Annotated in this window: 20 protein-coding genes and 1 tRNA gene; 15 read left to right on the plus strand and 6 right to left on the minus strand. The window is 67.8% G+C overall.

Going from position 1 to position 20,288, the window contains the following annotated elements; translation table 11 throughout:
* Window positions 1-129: 129 nt before the first annotated feature.
* The 6 genes from map (at window position 130) to VK682_RS05250 (ending at window position 7,891) form a co-directional block, all read left to right on the plus strand.
* Window positions 130-942: a type I methionyl aminopeptidase gene (gene map, locus VK682_RS05225; RefSeq protein WP_324781537.1), complete on the plus strand. Its 813-nt coding sequence runs from the start codon at window positions 130-132 to the stop codon at window positions 940-942.
* A gap of 63 nt (window positions 943-1,005) precedes the next feature.
* Entirely contained in the window at window positions 1,006-1,791 is a 786-nt protein-coding gene (locus VK682_RS05230) for a uracil-DNA glycosylase (protein WP_230796009.1), read from the plus strand.
* Window positions 1,788-2,339 (plus strand): hypothetical protein, encoded by a 552-nt coding sequence (locus tag VK682_RS05235; RefSeq protein WP_230796008.1) that lies wholly within the window; start codon window positions 1,788-1,790, stop codon window positions 2,337-2,339. Before VK682_RS05230 ends, VK682_RS05235 begins: the two co-directional genes overlap by 4 nt.
* A 24-nt stretch (window positions 2,340-2,363) precedes the next feature.
* Entirely contained in the window at window positions 2,364-2,906 is a 543-nt protein-coding gene (gene moaB / locus VK682_RS05240; protein ID WP_089843753.1) for a molybdenum cofactor biosynthesis protein B, read from the plus strand.
* Window positions 2,907-3,009: 103 nt separating this feature from the next.
* Window positions 3,010-4,494: an efflux RND transporter periplasmic adaptor subunit gene (locus VK682_RS05245; protein WP_230796007.1), complete on the plus strand. Its 1,485-nt coding sequence runs from the start codon at window positions 3,010-3,012 to the stop codon at window positions 4,492-4,494.
* 4 nt (window positions 4,495-4,498) lie between these two features.
* A complete protein-coding gene (locus tag VK682_RS05250; protein WP_230796006.1) occupies window positions 4,499-7,891 on the plus strand; it encodes an efflux RND transporter permease subunit in 3,393 nt (1,130 codons plus the stop codon).
* Here the strand turns inward: VK682_RS05250 and VK682_RS05255 are convergent.
* Complete coding sequence (locus tag VK682_RS05255) at window positions 7,873-8,658, minus strand: protein-disulfide reductase DsbD domain-containing protein (RefSeq protein WP_230796005.1); 786 nt, start codon at window positions 8,656-8,658, stop codon at window positions 7,873-7,875. The genes VK682_RS05250 and VK682_RS05255 overlap by 19 nt on opposite strands.
* A gap of 149 nt (window positions 8,659-8,807) precedes the next feature.
* Between VK682_RS05255 and VK682_RS05260 the strand changes: the two genes are divergently transcribed.
* Complete coding sequence (locus VK682_RS05260) at window positions 8,808-9,392, plus strand: YqgE/AlgH family protein (RefSeq protein ID WP_230796004.1); 585 nt, start codon at window positions 8,808-8,810, stop codon at window positions 9,390-9,392.
* Between the two features lie 15 nt (window positions 9,393-9,407).
* On the opposite strand, the gene VK682_RS05265 is transcribed toward VK682_RS05260, so the two are convergent.
* The gene (locus VK682_RS05265) at window positions 9,408-10,358 is read right to left on the minus strand and encodes an L-threonylcarbamoyladenylate synthase (RefSeq protein WP_230796002.1); all 951 of its coding nucleotides are present in this window, start codon (window positions 10,356-10,358) and stop codon (window positions 9,408-9,410) included.
* 126 nt (window positions 10,359-10,484) lie between these two features.
* On the opposite strand from VK682_RS05265, the gene VK682_RS05270 reads away from it, so the two are divergent.
* Genes VK682_RS05270 through VK682_RS05285 form a run of 4 tightly spaced genes read left to right on the plus strand, consistent with a single transcriptional unit; the run spans window position 10,485 to window position 14,138 of the window.
* Window positions 10,485-12,185, plus strand: coding sequence for an acyl-CoA dehydrogenase (locus VK682_RS05270; RefSeq protein WP_324781538.1), 1,701 nt, complete (start codon window positions 10,485-10,487; stop codon window positions 12,183-12,185).
* Window positions 12,185-13,294: an MBL fold metallo-hydrolase gene (locus VK682_RS05275; protein ID WP_230796000.1), complete on the plus strand. Its 1,110-nt coding sequence runs from the start codon at window positions 12,185-12,187 to the stop codon at window positions 13,292-13,294. The genes VK682_RS05270 and VK682_RS05275 overlap by 1 nt, the downstream gene beginning before the upstream one ends.
* A gap of 24 nt (window positions 13,295-13,318) precedes the next feature.
* Window positions 13,319-13,453 (plus strand): aa3-type cytochrome c oxidase subunit IV, encoded by a 135-nt coding sequence (locus VK682_RS05280; protein WP_089843725.1) that lies wholly within the window; start codon window positions 13,319-13,321, stop codon window positions 13,451-13,453.
* A 49-nt stretch (window positions 13,454-13,502) separates the two neighbouring features.
* Complete coding sequence (locus VK682_RS05285; protein WP_207543539.1) at window positions 13,503-14,138, plus strand: hypothetical protein; 636 nt, start codon at window positions 13,503-13,505, stop codon at window positions 14,136-14,138.
* Here the strand turns inward: VK682_RS05285 and VK682_RS05290 are convergent.
* The 4 genes from VK682_RS05290 to greA form a co-directional block, all read right to left on the minus strand.
* The gene (locus tag VK682_RS05290; protein ID WP_089843722.1) at window positions 14,123-14,449 is read right to left on the minus strand and encodes a branched-chain amino acid transport AzlD family protein; all 327 of its coding nucleotides are present in this window, start codon (window positions 14,447-14,449) and stop codon (window positions 14,123-14,125) included. The genes VK682_RS05285 and VK682_RS05290 overlap by 16 nt on opposite strands.
* The gene (locus VK682_RS05295) at window positions 14,446-15,147 is read right to left on the minus strand and encodes an AzlC family ABC transporter permease (RefSeq protein ID WP_230795998.1); all 702 of its coding nucleotides are present in this window, start codon (window positions 15,145-15,147) and stop codon (window positions 14,446-14,448) included. The genes VK682_RS05290 and VK682_RS05295 overlap by 4 nt, the downstream gene beginning before the upstream one ends.
* A 68-nt stretch (window positions 15,148-15,215) precedes the next feature.
* Window positions 15,216-16,226 (minus strand): hypothetical protein, encoded by a 1,011-nt coding sequence (locus tag VK682_RS05300; protein ID WP_089843716.1) that lies wholly within the window; start codon window positions 16,224-16,226, stop codon window positions 15,216-15,218.
* 15 nt (window positions 16,227-16,241) lie between these two features.
* The gene (gene greA / locus VK682_RS05305) at window positions 16,242-16,712 is read right to left on the minus strand and encodes a transcription elongation factor GreA (RefSeq protein WP_089843712.1); all 471 of its coding nucleotides are present in this window, start codon (window positions 16,710-16,712) and stop codon (window positions 16,242-16,244) included.
* Window positions 16,713-16,972: 260 nt separating this feature from the next.
* Here greA and VK682_RS05310 point away from each other — a divergent pair, with 260 nt between their 5' ends.
* From VK682_RS05310 to rpsS, 4 genes are all read left to right on the plus strand, one after another.
* Window positions 16,973-18,619: an electron transfer flavoprotein-ubiquinone oxidoreductase gene (locus VK682_RS05310; protein ID WP_324781539.1), complete on the plus strand. Its 1,647-nt coding sequence runs from the start codon at window positions 16,973-16,975 to the stop codon at window positions 18,617-18,619.
* Between the two features lie 85 nt (window positions 18,620-18,704).
* Window positions 18,705-18,794, plus strand: a tRNA-Ser gene (locus VK682_RS05315).
* A 367-nt stretch (window positions 18,795-19,161) separates the two neighbouring features.
* Window positions 19,162-20,004: a 50S ribosomal protein L2 gene (gene rplB, locus VK682_RS05320; protein ID WP_089843703.1), complete on the plus strand. Its 843-nt coding sequence runs from the start codon at window positions 19,162-19,164 to the stop codon at window positions 20,002-20,004.
* A gap of 3 nt (window positions 20,005-20,007) precedes the next feature.
* Window positions 20,008-20,286 carry a 30S ribosomal protein S19 gene (rpsS, locus tag VK682_RS05325; RefSeq protein WP_089843698.1) on the plus strand — a complete coding sequence of 93 codons (279 nt, stop codon included), beginning with the start codon at window positions 20,008-20,010 and terminating at the stop codon, window positions 20,284-20,286.
* Window positions 20,287-20,288 lie beyond the last annotated feature (2 nt).

A 20,288-nucleotide genomic window follows, 5' to 3' on the forward strand; every position in this document is an offset into this window, starting at 1 on the left:
CCCGTCCGTCGCGGCTGCCGCCCGCGACAGCAAAGCCGGGGCGGGGGCTTGCCTTTCCCGCCCTCGCTCTGGCATTGCCCGCGCAGACGTATTACATCATTTTGTGACAGAGCTACGGAGCGGTCCGTCTTGAGACATGACACCACCGGCCGTCTCAACCGGGACGGCATTCGCATTCACGATCCTTCGGATTTCGCCGGGATGCACCGCGCGGGCGCGCTGGCCGCGCGCATCCTCGACGATGTCGCGGCACAGGTCTGGCCCGGCCAGACCACCGGCGCCGTGGATGATTTCATCCGCAACGCGGTGGAGGCGGCGGGCGCCACCTCGGCCACGATCGGCTACCGGGGCTACCAGCACGCCAGCTGCATCTCCATCAACCATGTGGTCTGCCACGGCATCCCGGGCGAGAAGAAGCTCAAGGATGGCGACATCCTCAACATCGACGTGACGGTGATCGTGGATGGCTGGTATGGCGACAGCTCGCGCATGTATGTGGCGGGCAAGCTCGCGCGCAAGGCGGAGCGGCTGATCGAGGTCACCCATGACGCGCTGATGCTGGGCATCGAGGCGGTGAAGCCCGGCAACACGTTCGGCGATATTGGCCATGCCATCCAGACCTATGTGGAGGCGCAGCGCATGTCGGTGGTGCGGGATTTCTGCGGCCACGGGCTGGGGCAGGTGTTCCACGCCGCGCCCAACGTGCTGCATTACGGGCGCCCCGGCACCGGACCCAAGCTCGAAGAGGGCATGTTCTTCACCATCGAGCCCATGGTGAATCTTGGCCGCCCCGAAACCAAGGTGCTGGCCGATGACTGGACGGCGGTGACCCGCGACAAGTCGCTGTCGGCGCAGTTCGAGCATTCGGTGGGCGTGACCGCGGACGGGGTCGAGATCTTCACCCTGTCGTCCGCAGGCCGCTTTCACCCCACCTGGTCCTGATCCGGCGCGGGATCGGCGCGCGGGGCATTTCCGCCCCCCGCGCAATCGCCTAGGGTGACCGGCATGGAATCGGGTATGGACTGGCATGCCGCCTATGCGGCACTGGCCTGGCAGGTAGAGCTGGGCGCGGATGAGGCTATCGGCGAGGCGCCGGTGGACCGTTTCGCCCATGAGGCGGCGGAGCGCGCCGCGCGGGCCGCACCTGCACCCCCGCCTGCCGCCGCCGCCCTGTCCGCCCGGCCCGTGATGGCCGAGGCCGATCCCGTCGCCGAAGCGACCGCCGCCGCCCGTGCCGCCACCACGCTGGAGGAGTTGCGCGCCGCCCTTGACGCCTATCCGCATTGCGATCTGAAGCGCGGCGCGCGCAATCTGGTCTTTGCCGATGGCACGCCGCAGGCCCGGGTGATGATCGTCGGCGAAGCGCCGGGCCGCGAGGAGGACCAGCAGGGCCTGCCTTTCGTGGGGCGGGCCGGGCAGCTTCTGGACCGGATGCTGGGCGCCATCGGGCTGTCGCGCGCGCAGTCGGTCTATATCACCAATGTCCTGCCATGGCGCCCTCCGCAGAACCGCGACCCCAGCGCCGAGGAAATTGCCATGATGCGGCCTTTCGTGTCGCGCCATATCGCGTTGGTCGATCCCGACCTGCTGGTGGTGATGGGCAACATCTCCTGCGACGCGCTGCTGGGGCGGCGCGGCATCAGCCGCCTGCGCGGCCACTGGACCGAGGCCGAGGGACGGCCCGCCCTGCCGATGTTCCATCCGGCCTATCTGCTGCGCCAGCCGCAGATGAAGCGGCAGACATGGGCGGACCTTCTGGAATTGCAGATGAAACTTCGGGTGCTGAAATGAGGGCGATCGCTCTTTTGCTGCTGACGACGCTTCCCGCCGCCGGGCAGGGTTTTGATCCCGATTTTGACCGGGTCTTTGCCGATCACGCCGCAGAGGTGCAGAGCCCGGCCCCCGGCATCGAGGTGCTGGAGCTTCCGGGGCCGGTCGTGCTGACCCGGCAGGGCGGTTACGTGACCGCGCAGGATCAAAGCGCCTGGGGTCCGGCGGGCTGCGCGCTGAAACGGCTGGCGCTGATCACCGCCGCCGTGCAGCTTTGCCCCATGGTGCTGGCCGCCGAAGAACGCGACCGGCTCGCGGCACAGCTCTTGCGGGCGGCGCAGTTTGCTGCCGACAACACCGTGCCGCCGCTGGATGCCGCTGCCCGCGATGCCGCGCTGGAGGCGCTGCTGGTCCGTGGCCGTGCCGCTCAGGAAGGGCTGTGCCCCGGCGATGGCGCGGATCCGGGCTGGGTCGGGTTTGCGGATTATCTGGCCAGCGAGCCCGCGATGCGCCGCTTTGCCCGCATCTTTGACCAGCCGCGCCTTCCCGTCGCCACCGATTGTCCCTGATCCCCGTTCCGGAAAGGCCGCACCATGAGCCGCATCGACGACAGCCGAGAGTTTATCCCCGTGCGCATCGCCGTGCTGACCGTCTCTGACACGCGGGGCCTTGGCGATGACCGCTCCGGCGACACGCTGGTGGAGCGGCTGACCACCGCAGGGCACCATCTGGCTGCCCGCGCCATCGTGCAGGACGACCGCGCAGACATCGCCGCACAGCTGCGGGCATGGATCGCCGATCCCGAGATCGACGTGATCCTCTCCACCGGCGGCACCGGCCTGACCGGGCGCGACGTGACGGTGGAGGCGCATCGCGACGTCTACGAAAAGGAAATCGAGGCGTTCGGCACCGTGTTCACCCATGTTTCCATGGCCAAGATCGGCACCTCTGCGGTGCAGTCGCGCGCCACGGGGGGCGTGGCGGGCGGCACCTATCTGTTTGCGCTGCCCGGCAGCCCCGGCGCCTGCCGCGATGCGTGGGACGAGATCCTGCTCTGGCAGCTGGATTACCGCCACCGCCCCTGCAACTTTGTCGAAATTTTTCCGCGTCTGGACGAACACAAGCGACGGAAGTGACCGATCGCCGCGTATCACCTGCGTGACTTGGAAAACTGGCGGGGCAGGGCGTAAACTGCTTCCGGCACGGGACAGCATGTTCCCAAGGTTCAGGTAGGCAGGCATGCGCTTTTTCCGACGGAGTCTTGCGGGGCTCTTCTTGCTTTCGATGACGCTGGGCCTGCTGGTCTGGGCGGGGGTTCTGGTCCGGGATGCGGTGCAGACCCGGCTTGCCGATGCGCCGCGTATGCCGCAGGCGCGCGAACGGGTCTTTGCGGTCAATGTGGTGCCGGTGCGGCTCGACAGCGTGATCCCGGTGATGACCGCCTTTGGCGAGGTGCAGAGCCGCCGCACGCTGGAACTGCGCAGCGCCGTGGGCGGCACGCTGACCGAGCTTGCACCGGACTTTGTCGAAGGCGGGCGGGTGACGGCGGGCGCGCTTCTGGCCCGGATCGACCCGGCGGACATGATGGCGGAACGGGCGCGGGCGCAGAGTGCGCTCGCCGATGCTCAGGCCGAAGCGCGCGAGGCGGCCCGCGCCGTGACGCTGGAGGCCGACGCGCTGGCAGCCGCCGAAGAACAGGCGGCGCTGCGGCAGCGCGCATTCCAGCGGCAGGCCGATCTGGCATCGCGCGGGGTGGGCACTGCGGCACTCGCCGAAGAGGCAGAGCTGGCCGCGTCCTCGGCGCGGCAGGCGGTGGTGACCCGGCGGCAGGCACAGGCACAGGCCGAAGCGCGGGTGGATCAGGCGGCGACCGCGCTGGACCGCGCCGGCATCGCGCTGGCCGATGCCGAACGCCGTCTGGCCGAAACCGAGATCCGGGCCGGATTCACCGCGCAACTGCAGGATGTGGCGGTGGTGGCGGGGCGGCTGGTCTCGGCCAATGAACAGCTGGCCACGCTGATCGATCCCGACGCGCTGGAGGTGGCCTTCCGCGTGTCGACACAGGATTATGCCCGGCTGCTGGATGCCGAGGGGCAGCTGCGGCCCGCGCCGGTGGTGGTGACGCTGGATCTGTTCGGCACGCCCATGGCCACGACCGGCACGCTGACCCGCGAAGGGGCGGCGGTGGGCGAGGGCCAGACCGGGCGGCTGCTGTTCGCGACGCTGGACGCGCCGCGCGGCTTCAAGCCCGGCGATTTTGTCACGGTAGAACTGGAAGAACCGGCGCTGGAGCAGGTGGCGCGGCTGCCCGCCACGGCATTGGCGGCGAGCGGCGACGTGCTGGTGATCGGCGCCGACGACCGGCTGGAGGCGTTGCCGGTGGATCTGGTGCGCCGTCAGGGCGATGACATTCTGGTGCGGGCCGAGGCGCTGGCGGGCCGTCAGGTGGTGGCCGAACGCACGCCGCTGCTGGGGGCGGGCATCAAGGTGCGGGTGCTGGGCGCCGATCAGGCGCAGGAGGCGCCGCGTGGCGCGCCGCCCGCGCTGCCCGCCGTGGCCGATCTGCTGGAACTGACCGCCGAACGGCGCGCAAGGCTGGTGGCCTATGTCGAGGGCAACAGCCGCCTGCCCGAAGAGGCGCGGCAGCGCATGCTGGCGCAGCTGTCGCAGGACCGCGTGCCCGCGCAGGTGGTCGAACGGCTTGAACAGCGGATGGGGGGCTGAGCCCATGCGCCAGATCCCCGGACAGGCCAGCGGCATCCTGAGCTATTTCGCCCGCCACCGCACCGTCGCCAACCTGCTGCTGGTCATTCTGGTGGCGGCGGGGCTGCTGGCGGTGCCCAACATGCGCGCGCAGTATTTCCCCGACGTGATCGAGGACGAGATCGAGGTCTCCGTCAGCTGGGAGGGGGCGGGGGCCGAGGATGTGGACAGCGGCATCGTGCAGCTGCTGGAGCCGGTGCTGCTGGCGGTGGATGGCGTGGTCAGCACGCGCAGCGTGTCGCGCGAAGGCTCCGCCCGGGTGTCGCTGGAATTCGAGCCCAATCACGACATGGCCCGCGCGCTGGATGACGTGACCACGGCGGTTGATTCTGTCGACAACCTGCCCGAAGAGGCGGAGGATCCGCGCATCGCCGCCGATGCGTGGCGCGACGGGGTGACCGATGTGGTCATCACCGGGCCCGTCGGGGTCGACCAGCTTGGCCGGTTTGCCGATGAATTTGTCGCCCGGCTGTTTGCCGAGGGCGTGACCCGCACCACGCTGCGCGGGCTCGCCGCGCCGCAGATCATCGTGGAGGTGCCGACCGCCAACCTGATCGCCCATGACGTGACCATGGAGGAAATCGCTTCCGCCATCGGGGACGAGGTGAACGCGAACCCGGCGGGGGATGTGACCGGCGCCAATGCCCGCGTCCGCACCGGGGTGGAAAAGCGCGAGGCGCGCGACATCGCCGCCGTGGTGCTGCGGTCGCTGCCCGATGGCAGCAAGCTGACCGTGGGCGATGTGGCGCTGCTGCGCGAAGAGGGCATCGACCGGGCGCGCACCTATTTCGTCGGCGACAACCCGGCCATATCCGTGCGCGTGGACCGCACCGCCGAGGGCGACGCCATCGCCATCCAGCGCAGTGTCGAGGAGGTGGCTCAGGAATTTCAGGCGGTGCTGCCCGAAGGCACCTCCATCGATCTGATCCGCACCCGCGCCGATGCCATTTCCAACCGGCTGAACCTGCTGCTGGACAATGGCCTGACCGGGCTGGCGCTGGTGGTGGTGCTGCTGTTCCTGTTCCTGAACGCGCGCACCGCGCTTTGGGTGGCGGCGGGCATTCCCACCTCGATGCTGGCGGCGCTGGCGCTGATGTATGTCTCGGGGCTGACGCTGAACATGATCTCGCTTTTTGCGCTGATCATCACGCTGGGGATCGTGGTGGATGACGCCATCGTGGTGGGCGAACATGCCGACCATCTGGCCAAACGCGGCCTGTCGCCGGTGGAGGCGGCAGAGACCGCCGCGCGCCGCATGGCGCTGCCGGTGTTTTCCGCCACGCTGACCACGGTGATCGCGTTTTTTGGCCTGACCGCCATTGGCGGGCGCTTTGGCGAGATGATTCAGGACATTCCCTTCACCGTCATCGTGGTGCTGCTGGCAAGCCTTGTGGAATGTTTCCTGATCCTGCCCAACCACATGTCGCATGCCATCGCCGGGGCGAACCGCAAGCACTGGTATGACGCGCCGTCGCGGCTGGTGAACCGTGGCTTTGTCTGGCTGCGCGAGACGCTGTTCCGCCCGTTCATGGCGGGCGTGGTGGCGGCGCGCTATGTGGTGCTGGCGGGGGTGGTGCTGCTGCTGGCCGCGCAGGCGGCGCAGCTGATCCGGGGCGATGTGGTCTGGCGGTTCTTCGATTCCCCCGAACAGCCCTCGGTCACCGGCAATTTCGCCATGGCGCCGGGGGCGGAACGCGCCGACACGCTGGAACAGATGCGCCTGATGCAGCAGGCGGCGGCGGATCTGGGCCGCGAATACGAGGCGGAGTATGGCCGCAACCCCGTCGATTACATGATCGCGGAAATCGGCGGCAATGCGGGCATCGCGCTGGCCGGGGCCGACACCAAGGATGCCGACCAGCTGGGATCCGTCTCCATCGAACTGATCGCCCCGGACGAACGCCCCTATTCCAGCGCGCAGTTCGTCACCGACCTGCAGGAGCGGGTGGAGGCGCATCCGCTGTCGGAAACCATCAGCTTCCGGGGCTGGCGTGCCGGGCCCGGCGGCGATGACATCGACGTGGAGTTTTACGGCGCCGATGCCGACACGCTGAAGGCCGCGTCAGAGGATCTGAAGACCGCGCTGCTGCGCTTTCCCGAAGTGTCGGCAGTGGAAGACAACCTTTCCTATGACAAGGACGAGCTGGTGCTGGAACTGACCCCGCAGGGGCAGGCGCTGGGTTTCACCACGGGCGCGCTGGGGCAGGTGCTGCGGCAGAGGCTGGGCGGGATCGAGGCGGCGACCTTCCCCGTGGGGCCGCGCAGCGCCGAGATCCGGGTGGAACTGCCCGAGTCCGAACTGACCGCCGATTTTCTGGACCGCACCCGGCTGCGCACGCCCGAAGGCCAGTATGTGCAGCTGTCGGACATCGTGCGGGTCGAACAGCGCAGCGGCTTTTCCACGGTGCGGCGCGAGGACGGGCTGCGGCTCGTCTCGGTCTCGGGGGAGCTGTCGGGGGATGATGCCGAACGCGCCGCCGAGGTCATGCAGGCGCTGACCGACGAGATCCTGCCAGAGATCGCGGCGACGCGGCAGGTCGCCTATCACATGGCGGGCATGTCCGAGCAGGAGCGTGCCTTTCTCAGCGATGCGACCACCGGGCTGATCCTTGTGCTGCTGGGGATCTACCTGACGCTGGCTTGGGTGTTTGCCAGCTGGACGCGGCCCTTGGTGGTGATGTCGGTGATCCCCTTCGGGCTGGTGGGGGCGATCTGGGGCCATGCTCTGTGGGAGGTGCCGCTGTCGATGTTCACCGTGGTGGGACTGCTGGGGATGACCGGGATCATCATCAACGATTCCATCGTGCTGGTGACGCAGATCGACGAATACGCGCCCGACCGCGGCATCTTTCAGGCGATTGTCGATGGCGCGGCGGACCGGCTGCGGCCGGTCTTCCTGACCACGGCGACCACGGTGCTGGGGCTGGCGCCGCTGCTTTACGAGCGCAGTTCGGACGCGCAGTTCCTGAAGCCCACGGTCATCACGCTGGTTTACGGGCTGGGCTTCGGCATGGTGCTGGTGCTTCTGGTCGTGCCCGCGCTGATCGCGGTGCAGCATGACATCGGGCGGCGGATCGCGGCGCTGCGCCGGGGTCTGCGGTTCCGCCTGTCACGGGTGCGGCTGGCGCTGCTTGGCCTGACCGGGCTGGTGCTGGTCTGGCTGGGGGCCACGATGGGCCATGTGGCCGTGGCGGGCGCGCTGCCTGCGGCGCTGCTGCTGCCGGGGATCGCGGCACTGCCGCCGCTGGTGGCGGGGTTCCTTACCTTTATCGGCGGCGTGGCGGGGGTGCTGCTGGTGGTCTGGCTGGGGCTGCTGTTCTGGGGAACGCGCCGCGCGCCTCAGCGGTCGCAGCCCTGAATGTCCACCGCGTGATTGCGGCCCAGCACGGTGATGCGCAGCCGCGACCGGTCCAGCACGAAGGGCCGTCCTTCCACATGCTTGAGCTTCGCTTCGGTGACCAGCGTGCCGCCATGGCGTTCGGTGCGCGGCGGAGCGGCCCAGATCATCGGCGCGCCGCTTTCCACCACCGTATCTTCGGGGTCGCCTGCCGGGGGCATGTCGATTTCGGCGCGTAGCATCAGGCCCTTCTTGACCGGCGTCACGCTGCAGCGCACCGCGCTGACCTGCGCCTCGTCGGCGGAAAACGGCGCCGAGGCCAGCGCCGCCGCGATCATCGGATCGGCGCGGGTCAGGGCGGCGGGCAGCACGGCGGACAGATCCATCTGCGCGGGCAGGCAGATGTCCTTGCAGACGCCAAGCTGCACCTGCATCTTCAGCACCGTGTCGCCGTCCTCCTGCGCATGGATGCGCAGCGGCAGCACCAGTTCGCGGGCATAGCCCACCGACCGCATCCCGGACTGGTGAAACACATGCGGCGTGGGCCAAAGCACGCTGACCGCCTGCAGGTTATGCGAGCCGCTCCAGTCGAACAGCGGCGGGATGCCCGCATCGCCCGGCGCGCGCCAGTAGGTTTTCCAGCCCGGTGCCAGCCGCAGGTGCAGCGCCGCCATATGGTCGCCATCGGGCAGGCGCCAGCCGGGGCGCAGTTCGGCCATGAACGGCGTTTCCGCCGAGGCGGGGGAGCCCAGCACAACGGCTGCGGCACAGGCAAGGGCGGTTATCATGGCGCGGATCATCCCTTGCAGATGCCGTCTGCCGCGCGGCTTGCCAAGTCACATTGCAGCGATAGGTCAGGGATTGCGGGGGGCAGGGCGCTTGCGCCACAGGTCGCAGAAGGCCACAGTCGCACAAACACCTCCGCCGGAAAGAGCAGATGCAGGAAAGCCAAACCGCCTCGGGCGCCACCGATCTGACAGGGTCCATGCTGATCGCCATGCCGGGCATGGGGGATCCGCGATTCGAACACGCGGTGATCTACATGTGCGCGCATTCCGATGACGGCGCGATGGGGCTGATCGTCAACAAACCCTCTGCCGACGTGTCGCTGGGCGCGCTGCTGCAGCAGCTGGAGATCGAGGGCAGCAGCGGGCTGGACCGCAAATCGGTCTATTTTGGCGGCCCGGTCGAGATGGGGCGCGGCTTTGTGCTGCATGGCGCCGATTACCGGTCGGATCTGACGACGCTGCAGGTGGATGACACCTTCTGCATGACCGGCACGCTGGATGTGCTGGAACATATCGCGCGCGGCGACGGCCCGTCGCAATGGCTGGCCATGCTGGGCTATGCAGGCTGGGGGCCGGGGCAGCTGGAACAGGAACTGGCGCAGAACGCGTGGCTGGTCTGCGCGCCCGATCCGGCGCTGGTCTTTGCCACGCCCGACGAACAGAAATGGGGCGCGGCGCTGAAACGGCTGGGCATCCCGGCGCTGGCGCTGTCTGCCGAAGGGGGCCGGGCCTGACCCTGTGACCCGAGCCTAGCCGCGCGGGGCGGCGGCGCGGCTCAGCCGGTCGTTGATCGCGATGCCCGCCCCCAGATGCGGAATCGGCGCCACCGCGATCACGCCCGTGCCAAGCGCGTCCAGCCGGTGCAGATGCGCGAACAGATTGGCCGCCGCCTCGTCCAGATCGCCGCGCTCCGACAGGTTCAGATCGCAGTCCATGGCACCAAAGCCAAGTCGCGCCTCGCCCTCGCGCCAGTCGGCGGCGTTAAGCCGGATGCGCGCCTCGGGGGCGTAATGCGAGGCGATCTGCCCGGGGGCAGAGATGGCTTCGGTGTCCTTGCGTTCCAGAAGCGGGCGGCCCAGCACCTGCGCCAGCGCCTCGGCGGTGATGCCGCCGGGGCGCAGCAGCGTGGGATGGCCCGCAAGGCCAAGGATGGTGCTTTCCAGCCCCACCGCGCAGGGTCCCCCATCCAGCACCGCCGCGATGCGCCCGTCGAGCCCGGCCAGCACATGCTCGGCGCGGGTGGGGCTGATGCGCCCCGACCGGTTGGCCGATGGCGCGGCCACCGGCACCCCCGCCGCCTGCAGCAGCGCGCGCGCCAGCGGCGCGGCGGGCAGGCGCAGCGCCAGCGTGGGCAGGCCCGCCGTCACCCGCGAGGACAGGCCCGCATCCTCGCGCAGCGGCAGCACCATGGTCAGCGGGCCGGGCCAGAAGGCCTGCGCCAAAGCCTCGGCCTCGGGGGACCAGTGGACCAGCGCCTGTGCGGCGGCGATGTCGGGCACATGCACGATCAGCGGGTTGAAATCCGGACGGCCCTTGGCGGCATAGATCCCCGCCACCGCCGCATCGTTGCGCGCATCGGCACCCAGCCCGTAGACGGTTTCGGTGGGAAAGGCGACCAGACCGCCCCGCTGCAGCAGATCCGCCGCGCGGGAGATGCCAGCGGCATCGGGGCCAAGGCGCAGGGTGGGGGTGTCTTGCATGGGGTGTCCGTGACGCGGCGTTCCGGTTGGACCGGGCGGGACAAAAGGCCTAGGGTCGCGCCCGGAGGAGTGGCCCTTTCGTAGCCGAGGGGCCGGGATTTGCCAACCGGGATCGGAGATTGTTTGATGGCTTACCGCGCACCTGTGCCCGAAATCGCATTCCTGCTGGAGCATGTGGTGGGGTATGACGCGGTGGCCGCCACCGACCGCTTCGCCGAGGCCACGCCCGACATGGTGCAGGCGGTGCTCGCCGAGGCGGGCAAGCTTTGTGACGGGGTGATGGCGCCGCTGAACCGGGCGGGCGATCTGCGCGGCGCGGTGCTGGAAAACGGCGTGGTGCGGACCTCTCCGGGGTTTGCCGAAGGCTATCGCGCCATTGCCGAAGGCGGCTGGGTGGCCGTGGCCGCCCCGCCCGAGCATGGCGGCATGGGCCTGCCCATGGCCGTGGCCACCGCAATCAATGACATGATGTCCGGCGCCTGTCTGGCGCTGCAGCTGAATCCGCTGCTGACGCAGGGCCAGATCGACGCGCTGGATCACCATGCCAGCGACGACCTGAAGGCGCTCTATCTGCCGAAGCTGATTTCCGGCGCGTGGTCGGGGACGATGAACCTGACCGAACCGCAGGCCGGGTCGGATGTGGGCGCGCTGTCCACCCGGGCCGAGCCGCGTGGCGACGGCACCTATGCGATCACCGGGCAGAAGATCTACATCTCGTGGGGGGATGCGGATTTTGTCGAGAATGTCTGCCATCTGGTGCTGGCGCGGCTGCCCGACGGGGCGCCGGGCACCAAGGGCATCAGCCTGTTTCTGGTGCCGAAATACCTGCCCGATGCGGCGGGAAATCCCGGCATTGCCAATGACCTGAAGGTGCTGAGCCTTGAGCACAAGATGGGCCTGCATGGCAGCCCCACCTGCGTCATGAGCTTCGAGGGCGCGACGGGCTGGCTGGTGGGGGCGCCGCATGACGGCATGCGCGCCATGTTCACCATGATGAACAACGCCCGGCTGGGGGTCGGGGCCGAAGGCATCGGCGTGGCCGAGGCCGCCTATCAGCACGCGCTGGCCTATGCGCAGGAGCGCAGGCAGGGCAGGACCGCCGAGGGCACCATCATCGGCCATGCCGATGTGCGCCGGATGCTGGCGCGGATGCGGGCCGAGATTCATGCGGCGCGGTCCATCGCGCTGGCCTGCGGCGTGGCGCTGGACATGGCGCGGGCCACCGGGGCGGCGGACTGGGCGGCGCGCGCGGCGTTTCTGACCCCCATCGCCAAGGCCTTTGGCACCGAAACCGGCTCTGCCGTAGCCGAAACCGGGGTGCAGGTCTTTGGCGGCATGGGCTTCATCGAGGAAAGCGGCGCCGCGCAGTTCTACCGCGACGTGCGGGTGACGGCGATCTACGAGGGCACCAACGGCATTCAGGCGATGGATCTGGTGGGCCGCAAGCTGATGGATCACGGCGAGGCGGCGGGCCGCCTGCTGGACGAGATCGAGGCCTGCGCCGAAGACGCCCGCGCCAGCCTGCCCGATCTGGCCGAGGCGGTGTGGCAGGCGGCGGAAACCCTGCGCGAGACCACGGACACGCTGCTGCGCCTGCCGGTCGCGGACCGTTACGGCGTGGCGGTGCCCTATCTGCGCGCCACGGCGCGGGTGCTGGGCGCGCATTACCATCTGCGCGCGGCGCTTGCCGATCCCGAGGGCGCGCATGGGCGGCTGGCCCGGTTCTACATCACGCGGATGCTGCCCGAACATGGCGCCCTGCTGGCCGAGGTGCGGGCCGGCGACGCCCCGCTGATGGCGCTTACCGTCGCGGATCTGGCGGTCTGATGGCGGAGGGGCTGCGATACCCGTTCGACACGCCGCCCGTGCCCGGTGCGGCGCGGGAGGTGGCCGAAGGCGTGCTGTGGATGCGTCTGCCGCTGCCGATGAAGCTCGACCATGTGAACGTCTATGCGCTGGATGACGGCGACGGCTGGACCCTGATCGACACCGGCATGAACAGCAAGCTGGCGCGTGGCCTCTGGGACCGGCTGCTGGCTGGGCCGCTGGCGGGCAGGCCGGTGCGGCGGGTCGTGGTCACCCATCACCACCCCGACCATATCGGCCTTGCGGGCTGGTTCCAGCAGCAGGGCGCCGAGCTTGTGACCACGCGCACCGCGTGGCTGTTTGCGCGGATGCTGCAGCTTGACGCGCAGGAGACGCCGCCGCCCGAACAGATCGCCTTCTGGCAGCGCTGCGGCATGGCGCCCGAGATTCTGGCCCGCCGCAGCGGCGAGCGACCCTTCAACTTCGCCGACTGCGTGTTTCCGCTGCCGCTTGGCTTCACCCGGATCGCCGAAGGTGACGTGCTGCGCGCAGGCGGGCGCGACTGGGACATCCGCATCGGCCATGGCCACGCGCCGGAACATGCCACGCTGTGGTCACGCGACGATGCGCTGGTGCTGGCCGGGGATCAGGTGCTGTCCACCATCAGTTCCAACCTTGGCGTCTATGCCACCGAACCGCAGGCCGATCCGGTGGGCGACTGGCTTGCCTCCTGCGAAAGGCTGCTGCCCCATGCCCGGGCCGACCATCTGGTGCTGGGCGGGCACAAGCTGCCCTTCACCGGCCTGCCGTTCCGGCTGCGCCAGCTGATCGACAACCACCATTCGGCGCTGGACCGGCTGGAGGCGCATCTGGATCAGCCCCAGGCTGCGGGCGACTGTTTTGCGCCACTGTTCAAGCGCCGGATCGGCGATGCGGAATACGGCCTGGCGCTGGTCGAGGCGATGGCGCATTGCCAGCACCTGCATCTGACGGGCCGTGCCACCCGCCAGCCCGGCCCCGGGGGCGCGTGGCTGTGGCAGGCTTCGCGGGCCTGCGACAGTCTGCGCCCGGATGCGGCATCTGAAGGCGTGACACCGTCTGCAAAATCCGCTAACTCCCGGGCAGGATAAACGCCCGAATGATGGACGCAACACATGGCAGAGCACAAGCACGGCAGCATGGACATTTCCGCTCAGGAAAAGACCTTTGAGGGATTCGTCAAATTCAGCATGCGCACGGTCATCGTGGTGATCGGCATTCTTCTGTTCCTTGCGGTGTTCAACACCTGATGCCGCTGCGGGCGGTGGCCGACACCGCCCGAAGACCCGGAGACTGTCGATGAAGCGTTGCGTCCTGCTGCTGGCCGCCTTGTCCGTGGCTGCGGTGGCAGGTTGCGCCACGCCCGCCATGCGGCAGCCCGATTCCTCCCCGCAAGAGGCCGCCGCGGCCCGCTATGCCCATCCCGGCCCGAGCGCGATCACGCTTTATACGATGATCAACAACCGCTCCGGTGCGGGGGCGCATTCCAGCATGATGATTTCCGCGCCGTCGCAGCGCGTGATCTTTGACCCTGCCGGATCGGTGCGGGCCAAGGGTGTGCCGGAAATTCAGGACGTGCTTTACGGCATCACCCCCGCCGTCGCCGATTTCTACGAACGGGCCCATGCGCGCGAAAGCTTCCGCGTGCGCATCCAGCGCATCGACGTGCCGCCGCAGGTGGCCGAACGCGCCATCGCTCTGGCGCAGTCGCATGGCGCGGTGGGGCAGGCGCAGTGCACGCAGGCCACATCCGGCGTGCTGCGGCAGCTGCCGGGCTTCGGCGCGCTGCGCCAGACATGGTTCCCGAACACTCTGGCCGATCAGATGGCGACCCTGCCCGGCGTGACCGAGCGCGTGCTGCGCGAGGATGACGCCGATGACAAGACGCTGGCGGTCGCGCAGTTCGAAACCGGCGCCGCTCAGCCCAGACCGTAGATCGATGCCGCCAGCGTGACCGCGCCGGTCAGGATGGCAAGGATCACGTTCTTGGTCACATAGCCCACGCCCAGCGTCACCGCTGCCGCCAGAAGCCGGGCGGGATCGGTCTGCCCGTCGGTGGCATTGGGCCAGATCACCAGCGGCGTGACGATGGCGGGCATGACGGCCACGGCGGTATAGCGCAGATGCCGGCTGAGCCATGCGGGCAGGGGGCGGTCACCCACCAGCCCCAGAAACACGAAGCGCAGGCCGAAGCTGCCCAGCCCCAGCCCGATGATGACGACCCACAGATCCAGACGGTCGATCATGCGCCCATCCTCCGTTCGGTTTCCGCACCCGCCATCATGCCGAAGAGCGCCGCCAGCAGCACGCCAAGGTTATAGGGGATGAAGGCCAGCAGCAGCGCGCCAAGCGTGGCCACCAGCGCTGCCACCACATGCGCGCCGCTGCGCAGCGCCGGGGCGATCATCGCCAGAAAGGCAATGGGCAGCGCAAAATCCAGCCCGTATTCCGGCGGGATGCTTTCCCCCACCAGCGCGCCCAGCAGGCTGAACGCATACCAAGGCGGGCAGATCGGCGTCATCACCCCCATGAAGAAGGCAAATTTCTGCGACAGCGTCATCTCTGGCCGCCGCTCGAAGGCGATCGAGGCGGTGGCATAGGTCTGGTCCACCAGAAAATAGGCGGCAATGGCGCGTTTCCACAGCGGCAGCCCGCCCAGATGCGGGGTGATCGAGGCGGAATACATCGCCATCCGCAGGTTTACCGCCAGGGCCGAGGCCAGCACCACAAGGGTGGGGGCCTGATCCTGCAGCAGCTGCAGCGCAGTGAACTGCGCGGCACCCGCGATGACCACGACCGAAAAGGACAGGGTTTCGAACAGGTTCAGCCCGGCTTCGGCGGCAAGCACTCCGAACAGCAGGCCAAAGGGCCCGATCACCAGAAAGAACGGCGCGCCCGCGCGCAGCCCCTGCCAGTAAAAGGACGAAAGCGAGGGGGCGGGCATCAGCGGTTCTCCGGTCGGGTCCGGTCAGACCTACTCAAGCCGCAGGAGGGATGCAACGCCGGGCGGGCTCAGTCGAAGGTGCCCGCCACCCGGCCCAGCAGCATGAACGCGCGCGAGGACCGCGTGTTGGCCAGATCCTGCAGTTCGGCATCGCTGGCATTGGGTTCGAACCGCGCCACGCCCCGGTCGAAGAGCCGCAGGAAATGGTGGGCCGCGTCGCGAAAGATCGGATCCTGCTTCATCCGGCCTGCGGTCAGCGCCAGCGAGGACCGGTCGCGCACGCCGCCCAAGGCCGCGATGGCGCGTCCGCGCGTGCCCTTGGCAAAGGCGCGCCAGATCTCGGGGCGGGCCATGTCGGGGCGCAGGTCGTCCATATAGATGCCGTCCTGACTGAGCAGGGTCAGCACGTCCTGCGCCGCCTGAATAAGCTGCGCCGCCTGCCGGTCCTTCAGCGCGCGGCGCAGGGCGGAAAAGCCGTCGCGGTCTTCGGCGTTTTCGGGGAAGTTCAGTGCGCGGATGTAATCGGCATTGGCCACGGGCGGGCGCAGCGCCTCGGCGGGGGTGCCAAGCGACAGGGTGGGCTGGTCCTCGGCCAGAGTGACGGTCACCGGCGGGTTGGACCCCTGCGCCAGCGCCGCCTCTGCCGCGCGGGAAGAGGCGAGCATGGCCAGCGTGGTTTCCGCCTTGCGCTGCGCGCCTGCGATTTCGTCAAGCTTGCGCGACAGCGCGGACAGGCCCGGATCGCCGCGTCCGCCCTGCGCCTGCGCGATATAGGCGTTGCGGATCGCGTCGATGGCGGCCTGCAGGCGGGCGCTTTCCTCGCGCAGCGTGCGGCTGGCACGGGCGGTCAGCGCCGCCACCCAGATCAGCGCCACGGGAAAGCACACCACCATGCCGCTGAGCAGCAGGCTCTGCCCGTCCAGTCCGGCGGCGCCGGTCATCAGGACAAATCCCCCCGACAGCAGCAGCCAGAGCAGGGTCAGGCCCCCGGCCACCACTTCGATCCCGGTGATGCCCGGCGATCTGTCCGGGGCAAGCGGGCCGAACGCGGTCGGGCGGCTGTCATTGCTCTCGGCCATCGGGGGTGCCCCCTGTCACGTGTAGTCGATGCGGAGGATCTCGTAGCTTTTTTCCCCACCGGGGGTGCGCACTTCGACCGTATCGCCTTCATCCTTGCCGATCAGGGCGCGGGCGATGGGCGAGCGGACGTTCAGCAGGCCCTTTTCGATATTGGCCTCGTGTTCGCCGACGATCTGCCAGGTCTTTTCCTCGTCGGTATCCTCGTCCACCACGGTGACGCGGGCGCCGAACTTGACCGAGCCGGACAGCTTGCTGGGGTCGATCACCTCGGCCAGCGATATGACGCCCTCGATCTCCTTGATTCGGCCCTCGATGAAGCTCTGCTTCTCGCGCGCGGAATGGTATTCGGCATTTTCCGACAGGTCGCCATGCTCGCGTGCCTCGGCGATCGCCTTGATGATGGCGGGCCGCTCCTCGGACTTGAGCGTCTTCAATTCGGCTTCGAGCGCGGTGAAGCCCGCGCGGGTCATCGGTATCTTTTCCATTGGATCTTTCCGGAACTGTCGCGGGGCAAACTCCCCGGCCCCGTTGCGTCTTTGGCTTCTCAAACCATGTGTCGTGCCTTCGTGCAAGAGTGAGCATTCCGCTCTGCTTTGGCAAGTGGCGCTGCGCTGCGCGGCAGCGTGTCCCCTTGGCGATCAGGGGATTTTCCGCTTTAACGTGGACTTGCAATTGACCTTTGACGCACCGTCGCGCTACGCGGATGCGCAAGAAAATTGCGGGAAAGCCAGCGAAGGAGCCCGGCATGGCCGAGATCGAGCGCGAGTCGATGGAATATGATGTGGTGATCGTGGGGGCGGGGCCAGCGGGCCTGTCTGCGGCGATCCGCCTGAAACAGCTTGATGCCGATCTGGCCGTGGTCGTGCTGGAAAAAGGATCGGAGGTCGGCGCGCATATCCTGTCGGGCGCGGTGCTGGATCCCTGCGGGCTGGACGCGCTGATCCCCGACTGGAAGGAAAAGGGCGCCCCCCTCACCGTGCCGGTGACCGAGGACAAGTTCTATCTGCTGGGCGAGGGGGGCAAAGTCTCCATCCCGCACTGGCCGATGCCGCCCTTCATGTCCAACGAGGGCAATTACATCGTCTCCATGGGCAATGTCTGCCGCTGGATGGCCGAGCAGGCCGAGGCGCTGGGGGTCGAGATTTTCCCCGGCATGTCCTGTTCGCAGCTTGTCTATGGCGAGACTGGCGAAGTGCGGGGCGTGGTCGCGGGCGAATTCGGCCGCGAGGCCGACGGCTCGCCGGGCCCGAATTACGAGCCGGGCATGGAACTGCTGGGCAAGTACGTCTTCCTGTCCGAAGGCGTGCGCGGCTCGCTCGCCAAGGAAGTGATGGCGAAATACAACCTCTCCGAAGGCAAGTGCCCGCAGAAGTTCGGCCTTGGCATGAAGGAGATCTGGGAGATCCCGGCCGAAAAGCACCATCCCGGCCGCGTCGAGCATACGATGGGCTGGCCCTTGGGCGGCAATGCCGGGGGCGGGGCCTTCATCTACCATCTGGACAACAATCAGGTCTATGTGGGTTTCGTGGTGCATCTGAACTACCGCAACCCGCATCTTTACCCTTACATGGAATTCCAGCGCTTCAAGCATCACCCCTATGTGGCCGAGCTGCTGGAGGGCGGAAAGCGCGTGGCCTATGGCGCGCGGGCGATCGCCGAAGGTGGTTACCAGTCCATGCCGAAGATGGTGGCGCCGGGTGTGGCCCTGCTGGGCTGTTCGGTGGGCATGGTCAACGTGCCGCGCATCAAGGGCAACCATAACGCCATGCTGTCGGGCAAGGCGGCGGCGGAGGCGGCCTTTGCCGCGATCACGGCAGGCCGCGCCTCGGACGAGCTGGCCGACTACGAGACCGAGGTGCGCGAGGGCGCCATCGGCAAGGATCTGTGGAAGGTCCGCAACGTCAAGCCGATCTGGACACGCTACGGGCTTCTGGGGTCGCTGACGCTGGGCGGGCTCGACATGTGGACCAACCGTTTCGGCTTTTCGCTGTTCGGCACGCTGGGGCATGGGAAATCCGATGCCGCCTCGACCGAGCTTGCGGCGCAGCACCAGCCCATCGACTACCCCAAGCCGGACGGCAAGCTCAGCTTTGACCGGCTGACCAATGTGGCGTTTTCCTTCACCAACCACGAGGAAAGCCAGCCCGCCCATCTGAAGCTGAAGGATCCGAAGGTGCCGGTGCTGGACAACCTGCCGAAATACGCAGGCCCCTCGGCCCGCTACTGCCCGGCGGGGGTCTATGAATTCGTGGAAAAGGACGGGCGGCAGCAGTTCGTCATCAACTTCCAGAACTGCGTGCACTGCAAGACCTGCGACATCAAGGATCCGGCCCAGAACATCAACTGGACCGTGCCACAGGGCGGGGACGGCCCGAACTACCCCAATATGTGATCCAGCAAAGCCCCGGGAGACCGGGGCTTTTTTTCTGCGTTTCCCCACTTGAACCCGGTTGTGACTTTCCGGTAAAGCGGTCGGCGGAGAGGTGGCCGAGTGGTCGAAGGCGCACGCCTGGAAAGTGTGTAGGCGGGGAACCGTCTCGAGGGTTCGAATCCCTTCCTCTCCGCCATATTCACTTTGGGAATATGGCCAAGGGCCCCGCGAGGGGTCTTTTTGCTTTTTGCCTCATGGGTTTGGCTCTGGCGCTTGCCGTGATCCGGCGACGCGGGGCGCAGCCGCTCCGCGCCGCCTTCGGGGCGGGGCTTTGCGGGTCAGGGATAATCGGCTTGACCTGAGAGGGCGCTGCCCTTATCCAGCGGCATCCGCAGAAGCCCCGGATTCGTCCGGGGCTCTGCTTTTGTTCGGGGCCGATGGTTCCGGATATCGAACCGGGCACCTTCGGGGGCCTAGACGACCGGCCACCTGCGGACGCAAGTCGAGGGGGCTCACACATAGGGCGGAGCAATCCGCCCCTCTGCAAAACGGAAGACAGAAGCATGGCACTTAAGTCGTACAAGCCGACGACGCCGGGCCAGCGCGGGCTGGTGCTGATCGACCGTTCGGAGCTGTATAAAGGACGCCCCGTCAAAGCCCTCACCGAGGGTCTGACGAAATCGGGCGGCCGGAACAACACCGGACGAATCACGGCACGCCGCCGCGGCGGTGGCGCAAAGCGTCTCTACCGGATCGTCGATTTCCGACGCTCCAAGTTCGATGTCACGGCCACCGTGGCCCGGATCGAATATGACCCGAACAGAACTGCCTTCATCGCACTGGTCCAGTATGATGACGGCGAGCAGGCCTATATCCTTGCGCCCCAGCGTCTCGCCATCGGCGACCGCGTCGTGGCCTCGGCCAAGGCCGACATCAAGCCCGGCAACGCGATGCCCTTCTCCGGCATGCCGATCGGGACGATCGTCCACAACATCGAGCTGAAGCCCGGCAAAGGCGGCCAGATCGCCCGCGCGGCAGGCACCTATGCCCAGTTCGTTGGCCGTGACGGTGGTTACGCGCAGATCCGCCTGTCCTCGGGCGAACTGCGGATGGTGCGTCAGGAATGCATGGCCACCGTTGGTGCCGTGTCGAACCCCGACAACAGCAACCAGAACCTCGGCAAGGCCGGGCGCAACCGCCATTACGGCAAGCGTCCTTCCGTCCGTGGCGTCGTCATGAACCCGATCGACCACCCGCACGGCGGTGGTGAAGGCCGCACCTCCGGTGGCCGTCACCCGGTGACCCCGTGGGGCAAGCCGACCAAGGGCAAGAAGACCCGCAACCCCAACAAGGCGTCCAGCAAGCTGATCATCCGCTCGCGTCACGCCAAGAAGAAAGGGCGGTAATCCATGTCGCGCTCTGTCTGGAAGGGTCCGTTCGTCGATTCCTACGTCCTGAAAAAGGCCGAAAAGGTTCGCGAGTCGGGCAAGAACGAAGTCATCAAGATCTGGTCGCGCCGGTCGACGATCCTGCCCCAGTTCGTGGGTCTGACGTTTGCGGTCTACAATGGCCAGAAGCACGTCCCCGTGAACGTCACGGAAGACATGATCGGTCAGAAGTTCGGGGAATATTCCCCGACGCGGACCTATTACGGTCACGCTGCGGACAAGAAAGCCAAGAGGAAGTAAGC

Origin of the sequence: Salipiger marinus, assembly GCF_035481585.1 — a bacterium.
GTDB classification, from domain to species: Bacteria; Pseudomonadota; Alphaproteobacteria; order Rhodobacterales; family Rhodobacteraceae; genus Salipiger; species Salipiger marinus.